At 56.5% G+C, this 16,661-nt stretch carries 11 protein-coding genes; 4 read left to right on the top strand and 7 right to left on the bottom strand.

Annotated features, from left to right (window positions below; translation table 11 throughout):
• The first annotated feature begins 38 nt into the window (after positions 1 to 38).
• A complete protein-coding gene (locus ABLV66_RS17360) occupies positions 39 to 1,415 on the top strand; it encodes a glycoside hydrolase family 1 protein (RefSeq protein WP_047049103.1) in 1,377 nt (458 codons plus the stop codon).
• A gap of 60 nt (positions 1,416 to 1,475) precedes the next feature.
• On the top strand, positions 1,476 to 2,192 hold the full coding sequence (locus tag ABLV66_RS17355; RefSeq protein WP_045395027.1) for a GntR family transcriptional regulator: 717 nt from the start codon (positions 1,476 to 1,478) through the stop codon (positions 2,190 to 2,192).
• 83 nt (positions 2,193 to 2,275) lie between these two features.
• On the opposite strand, the gene ldtB is transcribed toward ABLV66_RS17355, so the two are convergent.
• Positions 2,276 to 3,190: a L,D-transpeptidase LdtB gene (gene ldtB / locus ABLV66_RS17350; RefSeq protein WP_015367569.1), complete on the bottom strand. Its 915-nt coding sequence runs from the start codon at positions 3,188 to 3,190 to the stop codon at positions 2,276 to 2,278.
• 198 nt (positions 3,191 to 3,388) lie between these two features.
• Positions 3,389 to 4,171 carry a tyrosine-protein phosphatase gene (locus ABLV66_RS17345; RefSeq protein WP_047049100.1) on the bottom strand — a complete coding sequence of 261 codons (783 nt, stop codon included), beginning with the start codon at positions 4,169 to 4,171 and terminating at the stop codon, positions 3,389 to 3,391.
• A 179-nt stretch (positions 4,172 to 4,350) separates the two neighbouring features.
• On the opposite strand from ABLV66_RS17345, the gene ABLV66_RS17340 reads away from it, so the two are divergent.
• Positions 4,351 to 5,943 (top strand): ABC-F family ATPase, encoded by a 1,593-nt coding sequence (locus tag ABLV66_RS17340; protein WP_015367567.1) that lies wholly within the window; start codon positions 4,351 to 4,353, stop codon positions 5,941 to 5,943.
• A gap of 846 nt (positions 5,944 to 6,789) precedes the next feature.
• Here ABLV66_RS17340 and ABLV66_RS17335 read toward each other — a convergent pair.
• Complete coding sequence (locus ABLV66_RS17335; protein WP_047049098.1) at positions 6,790 to 9,153, bottom strand: glycoside hydrolase family 31 protein; 2,364 nt, start codon at positions 9,151 to 9,153, stop codon at positions 6,790 to 6,792.
• Positions 9,154 to 9,168: 15 nt separating this feature from the next.
• Positions 9,169 to 10,470 (bottom strand): MFS transporter, encoded by a 1,302-nt coding sequence (locus ABLV66_RS17330; protein ID WP_045374148.1) that lies wholly within the window; start codon positions 10,468 to 10,470, stop codon positions 9,169 to 9,171.
• A gap of 296 nt (positions 10,471 to 10,766) precedes the next feature.
• On the opposite strand from ABLV66_RS17330, the gene ABLV66_RS17325 reads away from it, so the two are divergent.
• A complete protein-coding gene (locus ABLV66_RS17325; RefSeq protein ID WP_020079297.1) occupies positions 10,767 to 11,840 on the top strand; it encodes a LacI family DNA-binding transcriptional regulator in 1,074 nt (357 codons plus the stop codon).
• Here the strand turns inward: ABLV66_RS17325 and ABLV66_RS17320 are convergent.
• The 3 genes from ABLV66_RS17320 to ABLV66_RS17310 form a co-directional block, all read right to left on the bottom strand.
• Positions 11,837 to 13,102: a DUF1479 domain-containing protein gene (locus ABLV66_RS17320; RefSeq protein WP_063415085.1), complete on the bottom strand. Its 1,266-nt coding sequence runs from the start codon at positions 13,100 to 13,102 to the stop codon at positions 11,837 to 11,839. The genes ABLV66_RS17325 and ABLV66_RS17320 overlap by 4 nt on opposite strands.
• Positions 13,103 to 13,241: 139 nt before the next feature.
• On the bottom strand, positions 13,242 to 14,057 hold the full coding sequence (locus ABLV66_RS17315) for a Cof-type HAD-IIB family hydrolase (protein WP_063415082.1): 816 nt from the start codon (positions 14,055 to 14,057) through the stop codon (positions 13,242 to 13,244).
• A 170-nt stretch (positions 14,058 to 14,227) separates the two neighbouring features.
• Complete coding sequence (locus ABLV66_RS17310; RefSeq protein WP_047049089.1) at positions 14,228 to 16,660, bottom strand: formate C-acetyltransferase/glycerol dehydratase family glycyl radical enzyme; 2,433 nt, start codon at positions 16,658 to 16,660, stop codon at positions 14,228 to 14,230.
• Between the last annotated feature and the right edge of the window lies 1 nt (position 16,661).

Genomic DNA, 16,661 nt, shown 5'->3' with positions numbered 1-16,661 from the left:
ATAACTTTTAAATGACTAGTCATATACAGAGGCGAACCATGAAAGACAAACTACCGGCCGATTTTTTATGGGGCAATTCGGTCTCCAGCATGCAGACCGAAGGGGCGTGGAATGAGGGGGGGAAGGGGATGTCGGTGTACGATATCCGTGAACCGTCGGAGTTCGCCTCGGACTGGAAGGTGGCGACCGACTCTTACCATCGCTTCCGCGAAGATTTCGATTTAATGCAGGATCTGGGCATGAACTGCTATCGTTTCCAGATAGCCTGGAGCCGCGTCTGCCCGCAGGGTGATGGCGAGTTCAATGAAGAGGGGATTGCGTTCTACCATCAGTTTATTGATGAGCTCATTGCCCGCGGTATTGAACCGATGATCTGCCTCTATCACTTCGATATGCCCTTGTCGCTTGCAGAGCGCTACAACGGTTTTACCGACCGCCGGGTAATGGACGCCTTTATCCGCTACGGTCAGAAGATGATCGACTGCTACGGCGATAAGGTGAAGTACTGGCTGACCTTCAACGAACAGAATCTTTACCATTCGCCGGAGGCTTTTCTGATCACCGGCTATCTGCGTGGCGATAAAACGTTGCGCGAGCTTTACCAGATCCAGCACCACGTGATGATGGCCCACGTCCATCTCACCGACTATCTCCATCAGGCCAAACCGCAGTGTCTGATGGGCGGAATGCTGGCCCATGCGCTGGTCTATCCGGCGACCTGTAAGCCGCGCGATATTCTGTGCGCCCAGCAACTGGACGAGTTTTTAAACCAGAACCTGCTGCGCGCCTACGCGGGTGAGGGCTATAGTCCGGAGGTGATGCATTTTGTCGCTCGCGAAGGCTTTGACGATATCTATCGCCCTGAAGATATTGCGCTGATGGCGACGGTGAAGGTCGACTATCTGGCATTCAGCTACTACGCCAGCCGCGCGCTCAATAGCGACGCGATTCCGCCGGGTACGGCGGTGAACAACTACATGTTATTCGGCAACCAGGACAATCCGTACCTGAAAGCGACGGAATGGAACTGGCAGATCGATCCGCTGGGATTCCGCATGATCATTACCCGCTATTACAATGACTGGCGGCTGCCGGTCTTCCCGATTGAAAACGGTATCGGGGTAATCGAATCCTGGGACGGCGAAAACCCGGTCGCCGATGATTATCGTATTGCCTATCACCGTGATCATATTAACGCCATGAAAGCGGCAATGTTTGAAGACGGGGCGCAGGTAATAGGCTATCTCGGCTGGGGATTAATCGATATTCTTAGCTCGCAGGGCGACATGCGTAAACGCTACGGCGTGGTGTACGTCAATCGTGAAAACCACGATCTTAAGGATCTCAAGCGGGTACCTAAGAAAAGCTACGCGTGGCTGAAGCGGGTTATCCACAGTAATGGCGAAGAGATGTAACGGCGAGCGGGCGGTGTATGCCGCCCGCCAGCCATTCACAAAATGTTAAAGGATCGGAGAATGACGGCGAAGTATCTTAATATCGCGCGGGAAATAAAAAAGCGGATCATTAGCCAGCAGTATCCTGCCAGCGCGCCGTTACCCGACCAGTTTGCGCTGGCGGCAGAGTTCAATACCAGCCGGATGACCATCCAGCAGGCAATGCGTCAGCTGATTGTCGAGGGTCTTATCTACACCCGCAAAGGTCAGGGTACCTTTGTACGGAAAAATTTCCTCCAGCTATCGCAGTGGGAACTGCCCGGCAGCGACTATTTTGGCGCCACTAAAACCTGGGAGCATCTTGGCGAGGTGCAAAGCGAAGTGCTGCGCTTTGAGCTGCGTTTTCCCAGCGAGAAGGAGCAAAGTTCGCTGCTGATCGACGCCGATGCGCCGGTGTATGACTTCGTCCGCCTGCGGTTGCTTAACGGCGAGCCGGTCTCGCTGGATCTTACGGTAATGCCGGTGGCGCTGGTGCCGGGGCTCAATAAAAGCCATCTGCAGAGTTCGGTGTTTCGTTACGTGCAGGAGACGCTGGGGCTGAAGCTGATGGGGTCTTATCGGGTGGTGCGGGCGAAGAAGCCGGATGATCTGGATAAATTACATCTTAACTGCGAGCCGACCGATCCGGTGCTGGAGGTTGAGCAGGTGATTTATCTGGAAGATGGTACGCCGCTGGAGTACGCGCACTGCCACTACCGCTACGATCATGGCGGGGTCATTCTGGTCAATAACGGCTAGCGGGAAGATTTGCCCTGCTGGCGCTGCGAGCAGATAAAAAAACGGCGGGCACCTGGCCCGCCGTTTTCATGTGCTAGCTGAAATTAGTTCAGGCGCACCGGCATCCCTGAACGGTTCTGGATCGCCTGATCCATTACGCTCTGGTCAACGTCAGGCTGGCTGGTCACCGACTGCACGGCCTGAGTCAGGCTGATAGGCACGATTTCGCCGCCTTTGAACTGAGCTTCGGTGGTCGACAGCGGGTTGTGTACTTCGACGTAGCGGCTGCCATCCGGTTCGGTCGTGGCTTTCACTGGCTCATCGATAAACTGCACGCGGGTGCCGACCGGCACGTTCTCAAACAGGAATTTGATGTCTTCGTTACGCAGACGCACGCAGCCGTGGCTCACGCGCAGGCCGATACCAAAGTTGGCGTTGGTACCGTGGATAGCGTACAGACGACCGATATACAGCGCGTACAGGCCCATCGGGTTATCCGGGCCTGCTGGCACGACTGCCGGCAGCGGGTTGCCTTCCGCGGCGTATTCGGCGTGCATTTTCGCCGTCGGGGTCCAGGTCGGGCCCGCTTTCTTACGTTCAACTTTGGTCGTCCAGTTGATCGGCGTATCTTTGCCCAACTGGCCGATACCGATCGGCAGTACGATCACGGTATTGGTGCCTTTCGGGTAGTAGTACAGACGCATCTCGGCGCTGTTGATGACGATACCTTCATGCACGGTGTCCGGCAGAATCAGCTGTTGCGGAATATTCAGCACGGTGCCGCCTTTCGGCAGGTAGGTATCCACGCCCGGGTTCGCTTCCAGCATGTTGGACAGACCCATCTGGTATTTGGCAGCGAAATATTCCAACGGCTGTTTATTATCGTCTGGAATAGTAATGACCTGGTTCTGGCCAATCAGACGGCTGCCGTCGGTCGGCAGAGGATAGGTAACAGCTGAAGCTGTGTTGCAAAAGCCCACGATGGCGAAGGCTGCCGCTAAGAGTGTCGATAATTTCATATTCTTCATGTCGTGCGCGGTGTCAACGCCACACGGGCCTTGTTAGATATTCAGATAGTAGATAGGAGCGCATTATATGTGCTTTCCGATAAACAGGTAAATCAGATGTGTACGAAATCACAATTTTTTCCTGTTGCTACTAGTGTAGTGCGCAACGCGCCGCTTTCACGGCGAATTGTCTGGTTATCGAAACGTGGATTAATCTTCCAGCAGCCGCGACTGTAACGCTTCGCGCGCCTGCGGCGTCAGGCGATATTCCTGCTCCAGCCAGCGGTCGACATGACCGTAACGTTGTTCAATGCTGGACAACGCGGTCGCCAGATACGACTCCTGGACGGTCATGATGGCGGCGAGATTTTTACGTCCGTTATCATTAAGGCCTTCGCCGAAGGTGTCGAGCAGGAATCCTTCGACCTGCGCCAGCATCCCCTGGGTCAGCAGATACTCTTCCATGACCGTATTGCTATCGCAGCCGAGCGCGAACAGCGTCAGGGCGCAGCCGACGCCGGTACGGTCTTTACCAACCGCGCAGTGCTGCAGTAGCGCGCCGTCGAAAGGTTCCATCAACCACTGAGTCAACTGGCGATAGGCGGCGTTATCAAACGGCAACTGACGGTAGAGCTGTAGCATAAACTGCTCGCCGTCCATGGTGTTGAGGGTCGCGGCGTTAAACTCGGTGACTTTCGCATTGACGCTGCTGGAAAGCGGATTGGCCGGAGCGTTGAGGTAGAAGGCTTCGCTATTTAGCCGGTCAGGGCTGCGATTGACCTCTGTCGGATCGCGATAATCCAGCACCCGGCTCAGCGGAATAGCGCTGAGATGATTGAGATCCTCCGGCGTCATGTTGTGCAGCGAACCCGAGCGCAGCAGTTTGCCAGAACGTACGCGCCGGCCATCGGCCGCGCGTTGACCGCCGAGATCGCGAAAGTTGATGCCGCCTTGAAGCGAGATAAATGCAGGATGGCTGGTGCGGGTGGTCATAAATTCCCTCTGAATTGCGGATAATTATTATGTCTTAGCAATCGGTCATTTTGCGGTAAAACCCTGACCATAGCATAGTTATTGGCGGGCTTTTTACCGCAGTCCGTGAAAAGTGAACCATTTGCTGGCATAATGTCTGGTTCATCACATCCCTAATTCTCTATTTTCAGGATATCCTCGTGCTAGTATCCAGCAACGTCACCATGCAGTTTGGCAGTAAGCCGCTGTTTGAAAACATCTCCGTCAAATTTGGCGGCGGCAACCGCTACGGCCTGATTGGCGCCAACGGCAGCGGCAAATCCACGTTTATGAAGATCCTCGGCGGCGATCTTGAGCCGACGCTGGGCAACGTGTCTCTCGACCCGAACGAGCGCATCGGTAAGCTGCGCCAGGATCAGTTTGCCTTCGAAGAGTTCACCGTGCTGGATACGGTTATCATGGGCCACGGCGAGCTGTGGGAAGTGAAGCAAGAGCGCGATCGCATCTACGCGCTGCCGGAAATGAGCGAGGAAGACGGCTATAAAGTGGCCGACCTGGAAGTAAAATACGGCGAGATGGACGGTTACTCCGCCGAAGCGCGCGCCGGCGAACTGCTGCTCGGCGTCGGTATTCCCGTGGAGCAACATTACGGCCCGATGAGCGAAGTCGCGCCGGGCTGGAAACTGCGTGTCCTGCTGGCGCAGGCGCTGTTCTCCAATCCGGATATCCTGCTGCTCGATGAACCGACGAACAACCTCGACATCGATACTATTCGCTGGCTGGAGCAGGTGCTGAACGAACGTGACAGCACCATGATCATCATTTCGCACGACCGTCACTTCCTGAACATGGTCTGCACCCATATGGCGGATCTCGATTACGGCGAACTGCGCGTGTATCCGGGCAACTATGACGAATATATGACCGCGGCGACCCAGGCGCGTGAGCGTCTGCTGGCCGATAACGCCAAGAAGAAAGCGCAAATTGCCGACCTGCAGGCCTTTGTTAGCCGCTTTAGCGCCAACGCTTCAAAATCGCGTCAGGCGACCTCTCGCGCTCGTCAGATTGATAAAATTAAACTGGATGAAGTGAAAGCCTCCAGCCGTCAGAACCCGTTCATTCGCTTCGAACAGGATAAGAAACTGTTCCGTAACGCGCTGGAAGTGGAAGCGCTGGCGAAAGGTTTTGATAACGGCCCGCTGTTCAAAGGGGTTAATCTGCTGCTGGAAGTCGGCGAAAAGCTGGCGGTACTGGGGACCAACGGCGTCGGTAAATCAACGATGCTGAAAACGCTGGTTGGCGAACTGGAAGCGGACAACGGTACCGTTAAGTGGTCCGAAAACGCCCGTATCGGCTACTACGCGCAGGATCATGCCGAAGATTTCGAGAATGACCTGACGGTCTTTGACTGGATGAGTCAGTGGAAACAGGAAGGCGATGACGAGCAGGCGGTACGCAGTATCCTTGGTCGTCTGTTGTTTAGCCAGGACGATATTAAAAAGCCGGCGAAAGTACTTTCCGGTGGCGAGAAAGGTCGCATGCTGTTCGGTAAGCTGATGATGCAGAAACCGAATATCCTGGTGATGGATGAACCGACTAACCACCTGGATATGGAATCGATCGAATCGCTGAACATGGCGCTGGAAATGTATCAGGGCACCCTGATTTTCGTTTCTCACGACCGTGAGTTCGTGAGTTCTCTGGCGACTCGCGTACTGGAGATTACTCCGGAACGCGTAATCGATTTCAGCGGCAACTACGAAGATTACCTGCGCAGTAAAGGTATCGAGTAATCCCTCTCCGTTACCCGGGTAGCGGCTGCGCCTTACCCGGGTAATCCGAGGTACCGTTTTTTTGTCGGGTGGCGGCTAACGCCTTACCCGACCTACGGTCCTTGCGACCTGCCTTTAATGTCTTCACCGCGCTGGCTGAAACTGCCGGTGTTGGTGGCCTCAAAATCGCTGAGACGTTCCCGGAAGGCCGGGGCAGCCCGCATGGATGCGGGCTGAGGGCCGTGTTTTGCACGGACGCTGCCTCGGCCCGACCCGAAGCCTGGCGGGATAAGTCGAAGGAACCACGAAGTGGCGATTTTGGCGGCCAGAGCCCGGGAGTACAGAGGGCGGCGGCGACTGGCCGCCCTCTGTGCGCTCCCTGCGCCATGCGAGCCATAACGCAGAAGACATTTCGGGAGCGCAATAGGCTCTGAATTAATACAAAACAACTGTTTTTCCCGGACCAAAACCGTTGCAAACCGATAGCAGTATCTACCCGCGGTGCCGTTTTTTGGACAATAACCGCGGGTAAAGAACCGATTTTGCGCCGGATGGCGGCTGCGCCTTATCCGGCCTACGGTCCGTGCCATTGTAAGCTTAAGGTCTCTATCTTGTACCCATGGCTTCTGAAACTGTCCGTTACCGGGGCTACCAAACCGCACAGTGTTGTTTGCGCCGGATGGCGGCTGCGCCTTATCCGGCCTACGGTCCGTGCCATTGTGTGCTTAAGATCTCTATCTTGTATCCATGCTACTGAAACTGTCCGTTACCGGGGCGACCAAACCGCACAGTGTTGTAGCCCCGGTAAGCGGTAGCGCCACCGGGGATTTTGAGACCACCAATACCGGCGGTTTCAGCGGGCCTTGGTCAGAGCATCCACTCCGTTCCTTCGACGCCATTCACCAGCAGTTGCCGTTTTTCTCCCGCCGGTAATGACAGCTTCAAGGCTTTCCACGCCGGGCGATAGTTGCCGCGAGCATTGATATTCAGGTTTATGCTGTTGGCGCTGCAGGTCATTTCCCACTCCAGCCATAGCGCATCACCTTCTTTATAGCCCCAGCTTTCACCGTCGTCTTCAAACAACAGACCGCGGGTTGAGCCGGTACCTTTCAGCGGGAACAACTGCAGTTCGCGACGATCGTCTTTTTGCGCATCGACGTGGCTGATACGTTCACTGAGCGGCAGACCGGCGCCGGCACGGACCAGCAGCGGCAGTTTTTCCAGCGGCGCGTCCAGCGTTACCCACTGACCGCCGGCAAACCACTGGTGGCTGTAAAAATCGTACCAGCCGTCCTGATTATCGGGCAGCCACAGCTGGCGCTGACGGGCGCCGGGCTCGACCACGCTTGCTACCAGTAGATCGCGCCCCAACATGAAGTCATCACACTCGGCGAAGGTCTGGGTATCGTGCTGGTGATCGAGGAAGGTCGGGCGCAGCATGGGTTCGTCATCGGCATGCGCCTGCCATAACAGGGTGTACAAATAGGGCAGTAGACGGTAGCGCAGCTCGATGGCTGAGCGGATCGCCGGGGTGATTTCCGGATACATCCAGGGTTCATTGACCGTCTGGTCGTCATTCCACGAGTGAATGGTAAAGCGCGGATGCATCACGCCGTTTTGCACCCAGCGAACGAACAGTTCTGGCTCGGGTTTATCGCCGGAGAAACCGCCGACGTCATGGCCGACGTTAAACAACCCGGAGAGACTCATCCCTAATCCCATTCGGGTGTTATAGCGCAGCGTATCCCAGTTGGTGCGGTTGTCGCCGCTCCAGGTCTGTACGTAGCGCTGCATCCCGGCGCAGCCGGAGCGGGAGATCAGATACGGGCGCTTTTGCGGCGCAAAGCGCTGCTGCGCTTCCAGCGAGGCGCGCATCATCAATAGCGGCATCACCGGACGAATATGCTTAATGGCGATTTCGCGGCCAAAGCCGTAGCAGCGGGCTTCGCCGTCCCATACCTCATATTCGTTGTTATCGTTCCAGGTCGAATCGATACCCATCTCCAGTAGCTGGGTGGTTACGCCTTCCTGCCACCAGGCCACGGTGTGCGGGTTGGTGAAGTCGAGATGCGAACCTTCATCGTCCCAGAAGCTGGAGCGCTCCGGCGCATCGGTTTGCGAATCGCGAATAAACAGGCCGCGTTCCGCCACTTCGCCATAGCGCGGGTGATCCTGCAGCAGGCACGGTTTGATATTGGCAGCCAGTTTCAGCCCGGCATCGTGGAACGACTGGCTCATCACTTTTGGCTGCGGCACCTTGTCGTAGTTCCAGTTAAAGACGTAGCGCTTGCCGTTGATTGAGGTATAGCCGGAAGAGAGCTGGAACGAATCACAGGGGATCGCATGCTGCTCGCACAGGCGGATAAAATTCATCAGCTGATTTTGCGCATCCGGCGCGTCAGTATAGTGCATCGTCGAGCCGCTGTAGCCGAGGCTCCATTTTGGCCCAAAGAGGGTTTTACCGGTCAGACGGACGAACGCCTTGGTCACATCCAGCACTTGCTTACCGGTAAACAGGTAATAATCGATGTCGCCGGCTTCCGCCTGCCAGCGGCGATAGGCGGTGTGGTAGTTGTCGATTTCGTTACCCAGATCCAGCCAGCAGCTGCTCAGGTTGTCATAGAACAGGCCGTAGCTGATATCGCTGCGCTGCGTGATGGTAAACGGAATATGTTTATACAGCGGGTCTGTGCTGACGGCGTTGTAGCCCATGGCATCGAGGTTACGCATTTCGTAGCGCTTACCGTTACGCTGCAGGTCGCCGGCCTTTTCACCCAGACCATAGAAACGCTCATCTTTACGACGGCTGAGATAATGGGCGACGCCATCCCCGTGGGCATTTGCCAGATAGGCGCTGGTTGGGCGGTCATTGGCGAGCGTCTGCCACTCGCCGGCGTCGTCGCGATAGCTCCACTCCAGCCAAAGCGGCTGGTGGACGGTGACGCGCAGCTGGCTGGTGGCGATGGTCAGCGCGTCATCTTCTTTGGTCATCTGCCAGGCCGGGAGGCTAAAACCGCTGAGGTCATCCCGCGCGCGGCCTTCCCACGGCACATCCTGCTGCGGGGCGATACTCCAGGTGCGATCCAGCGCCAGTTGGCCCTGGCGCTTCAGCAGGACGCGGAATAAATTCTCTTCCAGCACGTACAGACACAAAGTGTGCTGACCATCAACGGTCAATTCAACGTGATGCTCCAGCTGTTGGTGCAAACTCCAGTGTTTCAACGTCTTCATATTTTACATCCACTCTCAGGCGCGCTTGGCGCGACGTTCAGCAATAAATGCCACCAGGAAAACGGCGCCAATCAGGTCAAAGAACCCCATGGCGATAAACAGCGGGTTGAAGCCGATTTTGTCGGCGGTCACCCCGATTAATAATGAGAACAGGAAGCTGGCGATCCATGCCGCGGAACCGCGCATACCGTTGACCGTCGCCATTTGTCCCTTGTCGAAAGACTCCACCACCAGCGCGCTGAGCATGCAGGAGATGATCTGGTGGCCGAAACCGCCAATGGAGATCAGGATGATGGTGATATAGGGATCGCGGGTAATAGCGACCAGCGCCAGCGAGATCATCAGAAACGCGCCGGTAACGGAACTGGCGATGACCGAGTTGACTCGCGTACAGCCGAACCAACGGACGTACAGGCGGGTGAGGTAGCCGCTGACCACGCTGCCAAGATCGGCGGCGAGGAACGGCAGCCAGGCGAACATCGCTATCTGCTTAAGATCCATACCGTGCTCTTTCGCCAGGTACAGCGGCACCCAGAAGCTCAGCACCGCCCAGGCGGGCTCGGCCATAAAAGCGGGGATGGCGATACCGTAGAAACGTTTGTTCTTCGAGACGGTTTTTAGCGCGGTAAAAAAGGGCAGCTTCACCGGCGGCGCTTCGTTGTCCTGCTTGATGTACTCCAGCTCGCTTTGGCTGAGATTCGGGTGTTTTTCCGGGCTCTGGTAGAACGCCCACCACAGCACGACCCACAGCAGCGCCAGCACGCCGGTAAACATAAACGCGCCCTGCCAGCCGAAGGAAGCGTGGGCGAAGTAGATGATAGGCGGCGCCAGCATTGCGCCGATAGAGAAGCCGACGCCAGCCCAGCCGGCGGCGATCGGCCGTTCGGATTTCGGGAACCACTCGCCGATGGTTTTAGCGTTAGCCGGGGTGGCGGCCGCCTCCGCGCCGCCCATAAAGAAGCGTAAAATAGCCAGATGCAGCCAGCTGCCTGCTCCGGCGTGCGCGATACAGGCTACTGCCCACAATGTGGCGCAAACCATAAAGCCCAGCTTGAGCCCGATGACGTCGATAAGCCAGCCGCACAGCGGTTGAAAGATGGTATAAGCCAGCTGAAATGCGCCGACGATCCACGAATATTGCTCGGTGGTAATACCGAGAGTGGCTTTCAGTTCCGGGGCAATAATCCCCAGCGAGTTGCGTGTGATGTAGTTGACGGTGACGCCAAGTAAAAACAGCACCAGCACCCACCAGCGCAGGTTTTTCACCACCCGACGCGTTTTGCTGACTGCCATATCATTGTTGAGGCCTTGACTCATAGAACTCTCCACAAGACGTTGTAGGGGGAAGTGACGCTTCAGCCGCTGAGTCGTCACGTAATAGTTCTAACCATTTGAATTATTTGTTTTTATTTCAATATCTATTGGTATAACTAGTATGGAAGATATTGGACCAATTCAAAATAAGGGAGAAAGGCGGCGGGCAGTAGCGCTATTTATGCAAAATTTTTCATGAGATGACGGAGTTCTCATAATTTGCCGGAGTATTTGCTTGTTGGTCAGGGTTTGGCGACTATGAAAATTCTTTCATTTTTGAATTGGAGCTGGATCACAGAATGGATAAAAAGCTGCGAGTCGCCGAAATTGCCGCCCGCACCGGGCTGTCAGCCAGTACGGTTTCGCGCGTCTTAGCCGGAAAAGCGAATACCAGCGAAAAGGCCCGTCAGGCGGTATTGGCCTGCGCCCGCGAGCTGGGGGTGATGCAGGGATTGGCCGCCGGGCGGCTACTGTTGAATAATCTGCTGATTTTTGCGCCGCAGCGGGCCTTCGACGAACGCTCAGATATCTTCTACTACCGCGTCATCCAGAGTATCAATAACGCGCTGGCGCCGCATGAAGTGCGTCTGCGCTATTGCGCGCTGGAAGAAAACGACAGCGACGCCAATCTGTTTCTGGCCCGCATGAACGAGACCGATACCCAGGCGGCGGTGTTGCTGGGGATCGACGATCGGCATATCCACGCGCTGGCGGCGGATCTTGGCAAACCTTGTGTATTAATCAACTGCCGGGATGAGGGAATGCGTCTCCCCTCCATTGCGCCTGACCATCGGCTGATTGGCCAGTGCGCCGCTCGTTATCTGTTTGATATGGGCCATCAGGCGGTAATGAACGTGATGTGCCTGCGCCGCTATACCATGGAGCTACGGCTGGTGGGTATTAAAGAGGCATGGCGCGCGCGCAACCTGCGGTTTACCGGTAGCCGCGACCTGATTAGCGTCGCCAACTTTAGCGCCCGAGAAACGGAAGAGCAGGTCGGGGCCTGGCTCGATGCTTTACAGGGGCGCCCGATGCCGACGGCGTTTCTGGTGGGCGGCGATTTTATGGCCGCCGGTACCGTCAGCGCGCTGCAAAAACGAGGCCTGCGGGTGCCGCAGGATGTCTCGGTGATGAGTATCGACGGTTTTAATCTGGCGGCGATTCAGGACGTGCCGCTAACGGCGATTCATGTGCCGCGGGATGAGCTCGGCAGCGAGGCGGTGCATCTTTTGCAGCAGCGTCTGCTGCGCCCGGAAGCGCCGCACGGCTCGCTGCTGCTGCACGGCGCCCTGGTGGTACGCGATTCGGTGCGGCGGATCCGGCCAGGCAAGAGCCATACCGCCGTAGAACAGCAAGGTCTGTATGATGATTAGATCTTCATGCCCAATGCGCGTTTGCCGTGATCGTTAAGATCGGCCACGGTGAAGCGCGCCTGCCAGTCGCATTCGTAATCTTCACGCGGGAAATCCCCCGGCGAGGCGCCTTTTTCCAGGGCGATTTTTACCTTCTGCGCATAGGCAAGATTCTTCTCGCACATCGGCGCGGCTGGGATGTACATGACGTTGCCCCAGCCCTGTTGATTTTCCACCGGCGCGACCGAGTGAATGACATCGCAGTGCCACCAGACGGAATCACCGGCATTTAGAGCGGGAATCGAGCTTAGCGCTTTGATGAGCAAAGGATGCCATTGCTCAGAGATAGGCAACACCTTGCCCGGCGCGACGCCGCACAGTTCATCTTCCGGCACATCATCCAGCAGCGGACGCAGCAGTACGTAAGCCATCGCCTCCGGGATCGGCACCACGTGCAGTAGCCCTTGACCGGGGATCATGTCCGACAGCGCCGTCCAGCCCTGGAAGGTGCGGAACACCGAACATTTGGTGGTGTTATCGACGGTGTACTCTTCCACTTCGGTACGGTGAGCCGCGTCCCACGGATCGTAGGCGTCGATATTGCCACTAAAGACGTTGGCGAAAACCTGCTGATAGGCGGGAAGCAACCAGCGCTCGAGCGCCCCGGAATCGGTATGCGCGCCCAGCCCCTTTGACGTGGTTCCCGGCGGGCGGCGGCGGATGCGGTCAGGGTAAATCACGCTGACATCTGGATCGAACCAGCGTTTGCCGTCCTGTTCGAAGCGCCACAGGCGATTAAGGAAGGATTGTACCGCCGCCATTTCATCGCTCTGGCGCGCCTGCATTTGCGAGGGTGACCAGTAGATCGGATAGATCTCCGGGCGCGAAGCCTCCAGCGAGCCGAAGAAGCTGTCGCCAGGCCCTTTGTAAACGTCGTCGAAATGGTTCAGATCCAGGTATTCCAGCATCGCGTTATCCCAGGCCAGCGCCTGTTCGCGCGGGTAGTGGCCTTTGATAACCGCGCAACCGCGGCGCTTAATCGCCTCACGCTGCGCATCGCTCACTTTACCCTGGTCGATATCGCTAAACGGGATCGTCGGCCAGACCTCCTGGCCTGCGGCTTTCAGGGCGTTAATCTCGTCCAGGCGCTCGCTGATACGCGCCGAGAGTTTATCGAACACTGCCTGGACATCGCCGATTTGCGCCCGTAGAGCCTGTTTCATCTGGCGAATCGCCGCTTTATGGTCGGCAGGTAATGTTTCGTGGGTAGGGAGAGCAGCCATAATCACCTCGCTGTATCTTTCATTCGAAAGTATTAAATCTTACAAACGTTAATTTAAGTTAAATTAGAGTTAATGCAAGTTTAAAATTATGCAGCGGCGCACAAAATGGAAAAGCCGGGGCGGATACCCCGGCACAGGATCAGTCGTTGAAAGGGGAGGTCTTATCGAGAACGGCCTGAATCACCTTCAACGCGCCGTCGTGGTTATTGTCATCGGTGGTGAAACCGGCGATGGTTTTGATGCTGTCGGCAGCGTTGGCCATAGCAAAAGCATATTTCACCAGTTTTAACATTTCGGCGTCATTGCCGCTGTCGCCAATTGCTACGCATTGCTGCGGTGAAAGGTTCCAGCGTTTGAGCAGGCGGCTGATGCCGTTGGCTTTATGCAGGCCGGGGATAATCAAATCGACAAAGCCAAAGCCGCTGGTGACCGGCTTCATGATCCCATCCAGCGAGACGTGCAATTTATCGATAAGCTGTGGGATATCGCTATCAGGCAGGTTGAGGGAGAATTTGAATAGCGTATCGTCGATGCGATGGTAATCGCTTACCCGCTGCAGACGATGGTAGTGCTTCGACATCAGCTCAACAAAGGCGTCCGGGGCTTTATCGCTCACGTATGCGCTTTGCAGGCCGCAGGCGACAAAGTTGAGCTGCGGATCTTTCAGCAGTTCGCCAATCACCACCTGTGATTCGTGACGGGTCAGTTCGCCGTGGAACAACTGTTTGCCATGCTCGTAAACCAGAGCGCCGTTTTCTGCGACGAATGAAATCTGCTCGCGAATTTCCGGGAAAAATGAGATCAGCTGGTAGTACTGGTTGCCGCTGGCGACAACAAATTCAATACCTTGCTGTTTAAGCTGCGCAAACTGCGCAAGGAAACGCGGGCGGTCATACTGCTTGGCGTCATTGAGAAAAGTTCCGTCCATATCGGTGACGATAACTTTAACGGTCATAAGAGGTGCTCCTGGCTTAACTTCGACCAGTAACATTCTAATTACAATGTGATGGGGAGCACAAATTTATTTCGAATGAAAGTTACCTATTCATCAACATGCCCGTCAGCGTAGCTACCGGGCATGGAAGCAGTAACCCGGCTCAGCGCAGCGCCGGCCGGGTATTTTCCTTACAGCGTATGCTCGGTACGGGCGATGATGTCGTCCTGGGTATCCGGCGACAGGGCGGTGAAGAACGCCGAGTATCCGGCGACGCGGACCACTAAATCGCGGTACTGGTCAGGGTGTTTCTTGGCTTCCAGCAGCGTTTCGCGTGACACGATGTTGTACTGGATATGCCAGCCTTTATGCACCTCGAAGAAGGTGCGCAGCAGCACCATCAGCTTTTGCTTATCAGACTCGTTCTCCAGCGTGGAAGGATTCAGCTTCTGGTTGAGCAGCACGCCGCCGAGGATCGCGCCGGTCGGCAATTTACCTACCGAACTGATAACCGCCGTTGGCCCCAGGTGATCGGTACCGGAGGCCGGGCTGGCCCCTTCCGCTAGCGGCGCGTGCGCTTTACGGCCATCCGGCGTTGCCATGGTCTGCGCGCCGAACGGGACGTTAGCGGAGATAGACGACGTACCGGCGTAATAGTTACCGCCAATCGGGCCGCGGCCGTAACGCGGGTTATGGTACTGCTTCAGCTCGTCGATATAGGTCTGATAGGCCCGCGCTAGCAGAATGTCGACGCTGTCGTCATCGTTACCGTACTTCGGCGCGCCGTTGATCAAGCGCTGACGTAACTGCTCGTGGGTCAGGCCGGCAAAATCTTCCGCCAGCGCCTTCGCCAGCTCCTGCTGGCCGATGACGCCCTGATCGAAGACCAGTTTTTTCACCGCCGCCAGGCTGTTGCCGAGGTTGGCAATCCCGACCTGCAGGCCGGAAACCCAGTCATATTTCGCGCCGCCTTGCTTGATGCTTTTCGCCCGTTCGATGCAGTCATCGACTAATGCTGAGCAAAGAATATCGTGGACGTTCTCTTCCAGCATGGTATCGACAACGTACTCAATCTCGATGGATTTACGGGTGTAGTAGCGGATCTGGGTGTCCCAGTCTTCCAGTACCTGGTCGAAGTTAGCGAAGTTACCTTTCGATAGCGCATGTTGCTGGGCAAGGAACACCTGGCCGCTGGTGGCATCGCGGCCGCCTTCCAGCGTCGCCAGCATCACCCGCGCGAAGTTAATAAAGCTCATGCCGGTGCAGCGATAGCCCCATTTGCCGCCGACCGCGGTTTCGATACAGCCGATAGCGGCGTAATCGTAGGCGTCCTGCGGCTCAATGCCGAGCTTGATAAATTCCGGGATGACGATTTCATCGTTATTAAACGCCGGCATGCCGAAACCGCAGCGGATCACCTGAACGCAGGCGTCGAGGAAGTCGTTGCTCATCCCGGCGTGGTAACGCACGCTGAGGTTCGGTTGGGTAGAGCGCAGGCGGCCGCAGGATTCGAGAATCGCGTACGACAGCGGGTTGACGGCGTCCTGCGGTTGACCGTCGACCAGATTTTGCCCGCCGATGGTGACGTTCTGGTACAGCGGGCTACCGGCGGAAGCTTTGGAATGCGATCCGGAGCGAATTTTGTTGACCTCCAGCAGCTTCAGCCAGCAGCAATGCAGCAGCTCAATGGCCTGTTCGCGATCCAACGATTGCTGCAGTTCAACGTCGCGGCGGTAGTATGGATAGAGGTACTGGTCCATGCGGCCAAAAGAGACCGAGTGGCCGTTGGATTCAATCTGCAGGATCAACTGAATGAAGTAGCAGAGCTGCAGCGCCTGCCAGAAGGTTTTCGGCGGCTCGTGGGCGATAATTTCACAGTTTTCGGCGATCGCCAGCAGCTCGTCGCGGCGCAATTCGCGCGGCTCCTGCGCCGCCATGTCGCGCGCCAGCGTAGCGAAGCGTTTGCAGTGTTCGCTCACTGCCGCGAGCACGATATCGATCGCCTTCAGGAACTGTTCGCCGTGCAGATCTTCCAGCACCGTCAGATTAATACGCGAGCGGCGCTCAGCGACCTTCGCGCGCATGCCGTCGAGCCCTTTTTCCAGCAGCAGCGGATAGTTGACCGCCAGGTGGGCGTCGCCGGAAGTCATGTTGCCTTCGGCTTTGATAATGCCGGTAGCGAGCAGCGCTTTTTGTTCATCGGTAAACATGCCGTAGCAGCGGTCCTGAACGGTCTGCCCGCGCCACCATGGGCACACTTCATGTAATACGCGCTTATTCTCTTCGCTGACCGAGAAGCCGGCGCCCGGACGGTCGGCGAGATCGTCGATCTCTTTCTCAATCCAACTGACGGTATATTCCGGGAAAATCGGCGCGGCGCGAACTTCGCTGGCCTGGTTGCCGACGATCAGCTCATCGTGCTTGATCCAGATAGTGCGTTCCGCCAGGTGATGGGCCAGCGCCAGCGCGCGACGTACCGGGATCGGTTTATCGAGATGTTGCTGATAGGCGGCGGTATAGTGTTGGGCGCGCTCGGTACAAACCGGCGGCTTAACGATATGCACCAGCGCCATTTTATGCGCCTGAATGCGGGCGCTCAGAGTATCCAGTTTTAAGGTGGTCATA

The organism is Klebsiella sp. CN_Kp073 (assembly GCF_040065495.2).
Lineage (GTDB): Bacteria > Pseudomonadota > Gammaproteobacteria > Enterobacterales > Enterobacteriaceae > Klebsiella > Klebsiella aerogenes.
The sequence above is the reverse complement of the archived record's forward strand: the minus strand, read 5'-3'. Positions and strand labels throughout refer to the sequence as shown.

Coding starts and splice junctions, on each gene's coding strand:
- ABLV66_RS17310 (WP_047049089.1), bottom strand. CDS start 16,660: ATGACCACCTTAAAACTGGATACTCTGAGCGCCCGCATTCAGGCGCAT.
- ABLV66_RS17335 (WP_047049098.1), bottom strand. CDS start 9,153: ATGAAGACGTTGAAACACTGGAGTTTGCACCAACAGCTGGAGCATCAC.
- ABLV66_RS17320 (WP_063415085.1), bottom strand. CDS start 13,102: ATGGCTGCTCTCCCTACCCACGAAACATTACCTGCCGACCATAAAGCG.
- ldtB (WP_015367569.1), bottom strand. CDS start 3,190: ATGAAATTATCGACACTCTTAGCGGCAGCCTTCGCCATCGTGGGCTTT.
- ABLV66_RS17355 (WP_045395027.1), top strand. CDS start 1,476: ATGACGGCGAAGTATCTTAATATCGCGCGGGAAATAAAAAAGCGGATC.
- ABLV66_RS17360 (WP_047049103.1), top strand. CDS start 39: ATGAAAGACAAACTACCGGCCGATTTTTTATGGGGCAATTCGGTCTCC.
- ABLV66_RS17325 (WP_020079297.1), top strand. CDS start 10,767: ATGGATAAAAAGCTGCGAGTCGCCGAAATTGCCGCCCGCACCGGGCTG.
- ABLV66_RS17330 (WP_045374148.1), bottom strand. CDS start 10,470: ATGAGTCAAGGCCTCAACAATGATATGGCAGTCAGCAAAACGCGTCGG.
- ABLV66_RS17315 (WP_063415082.1), bottom strand. CDS start 14,057: ATGACCGTTAAAGTTATCGTCACCGATATGGACGGAACTTTTCTCAAT.
- ABLV66_RS17345 (WP_047049100.1), bottom strand. CDS start 4,171: ATGACCACCCGCACCAGCCATCCTGCATTTATCTCGCTTCAAGGCGGC.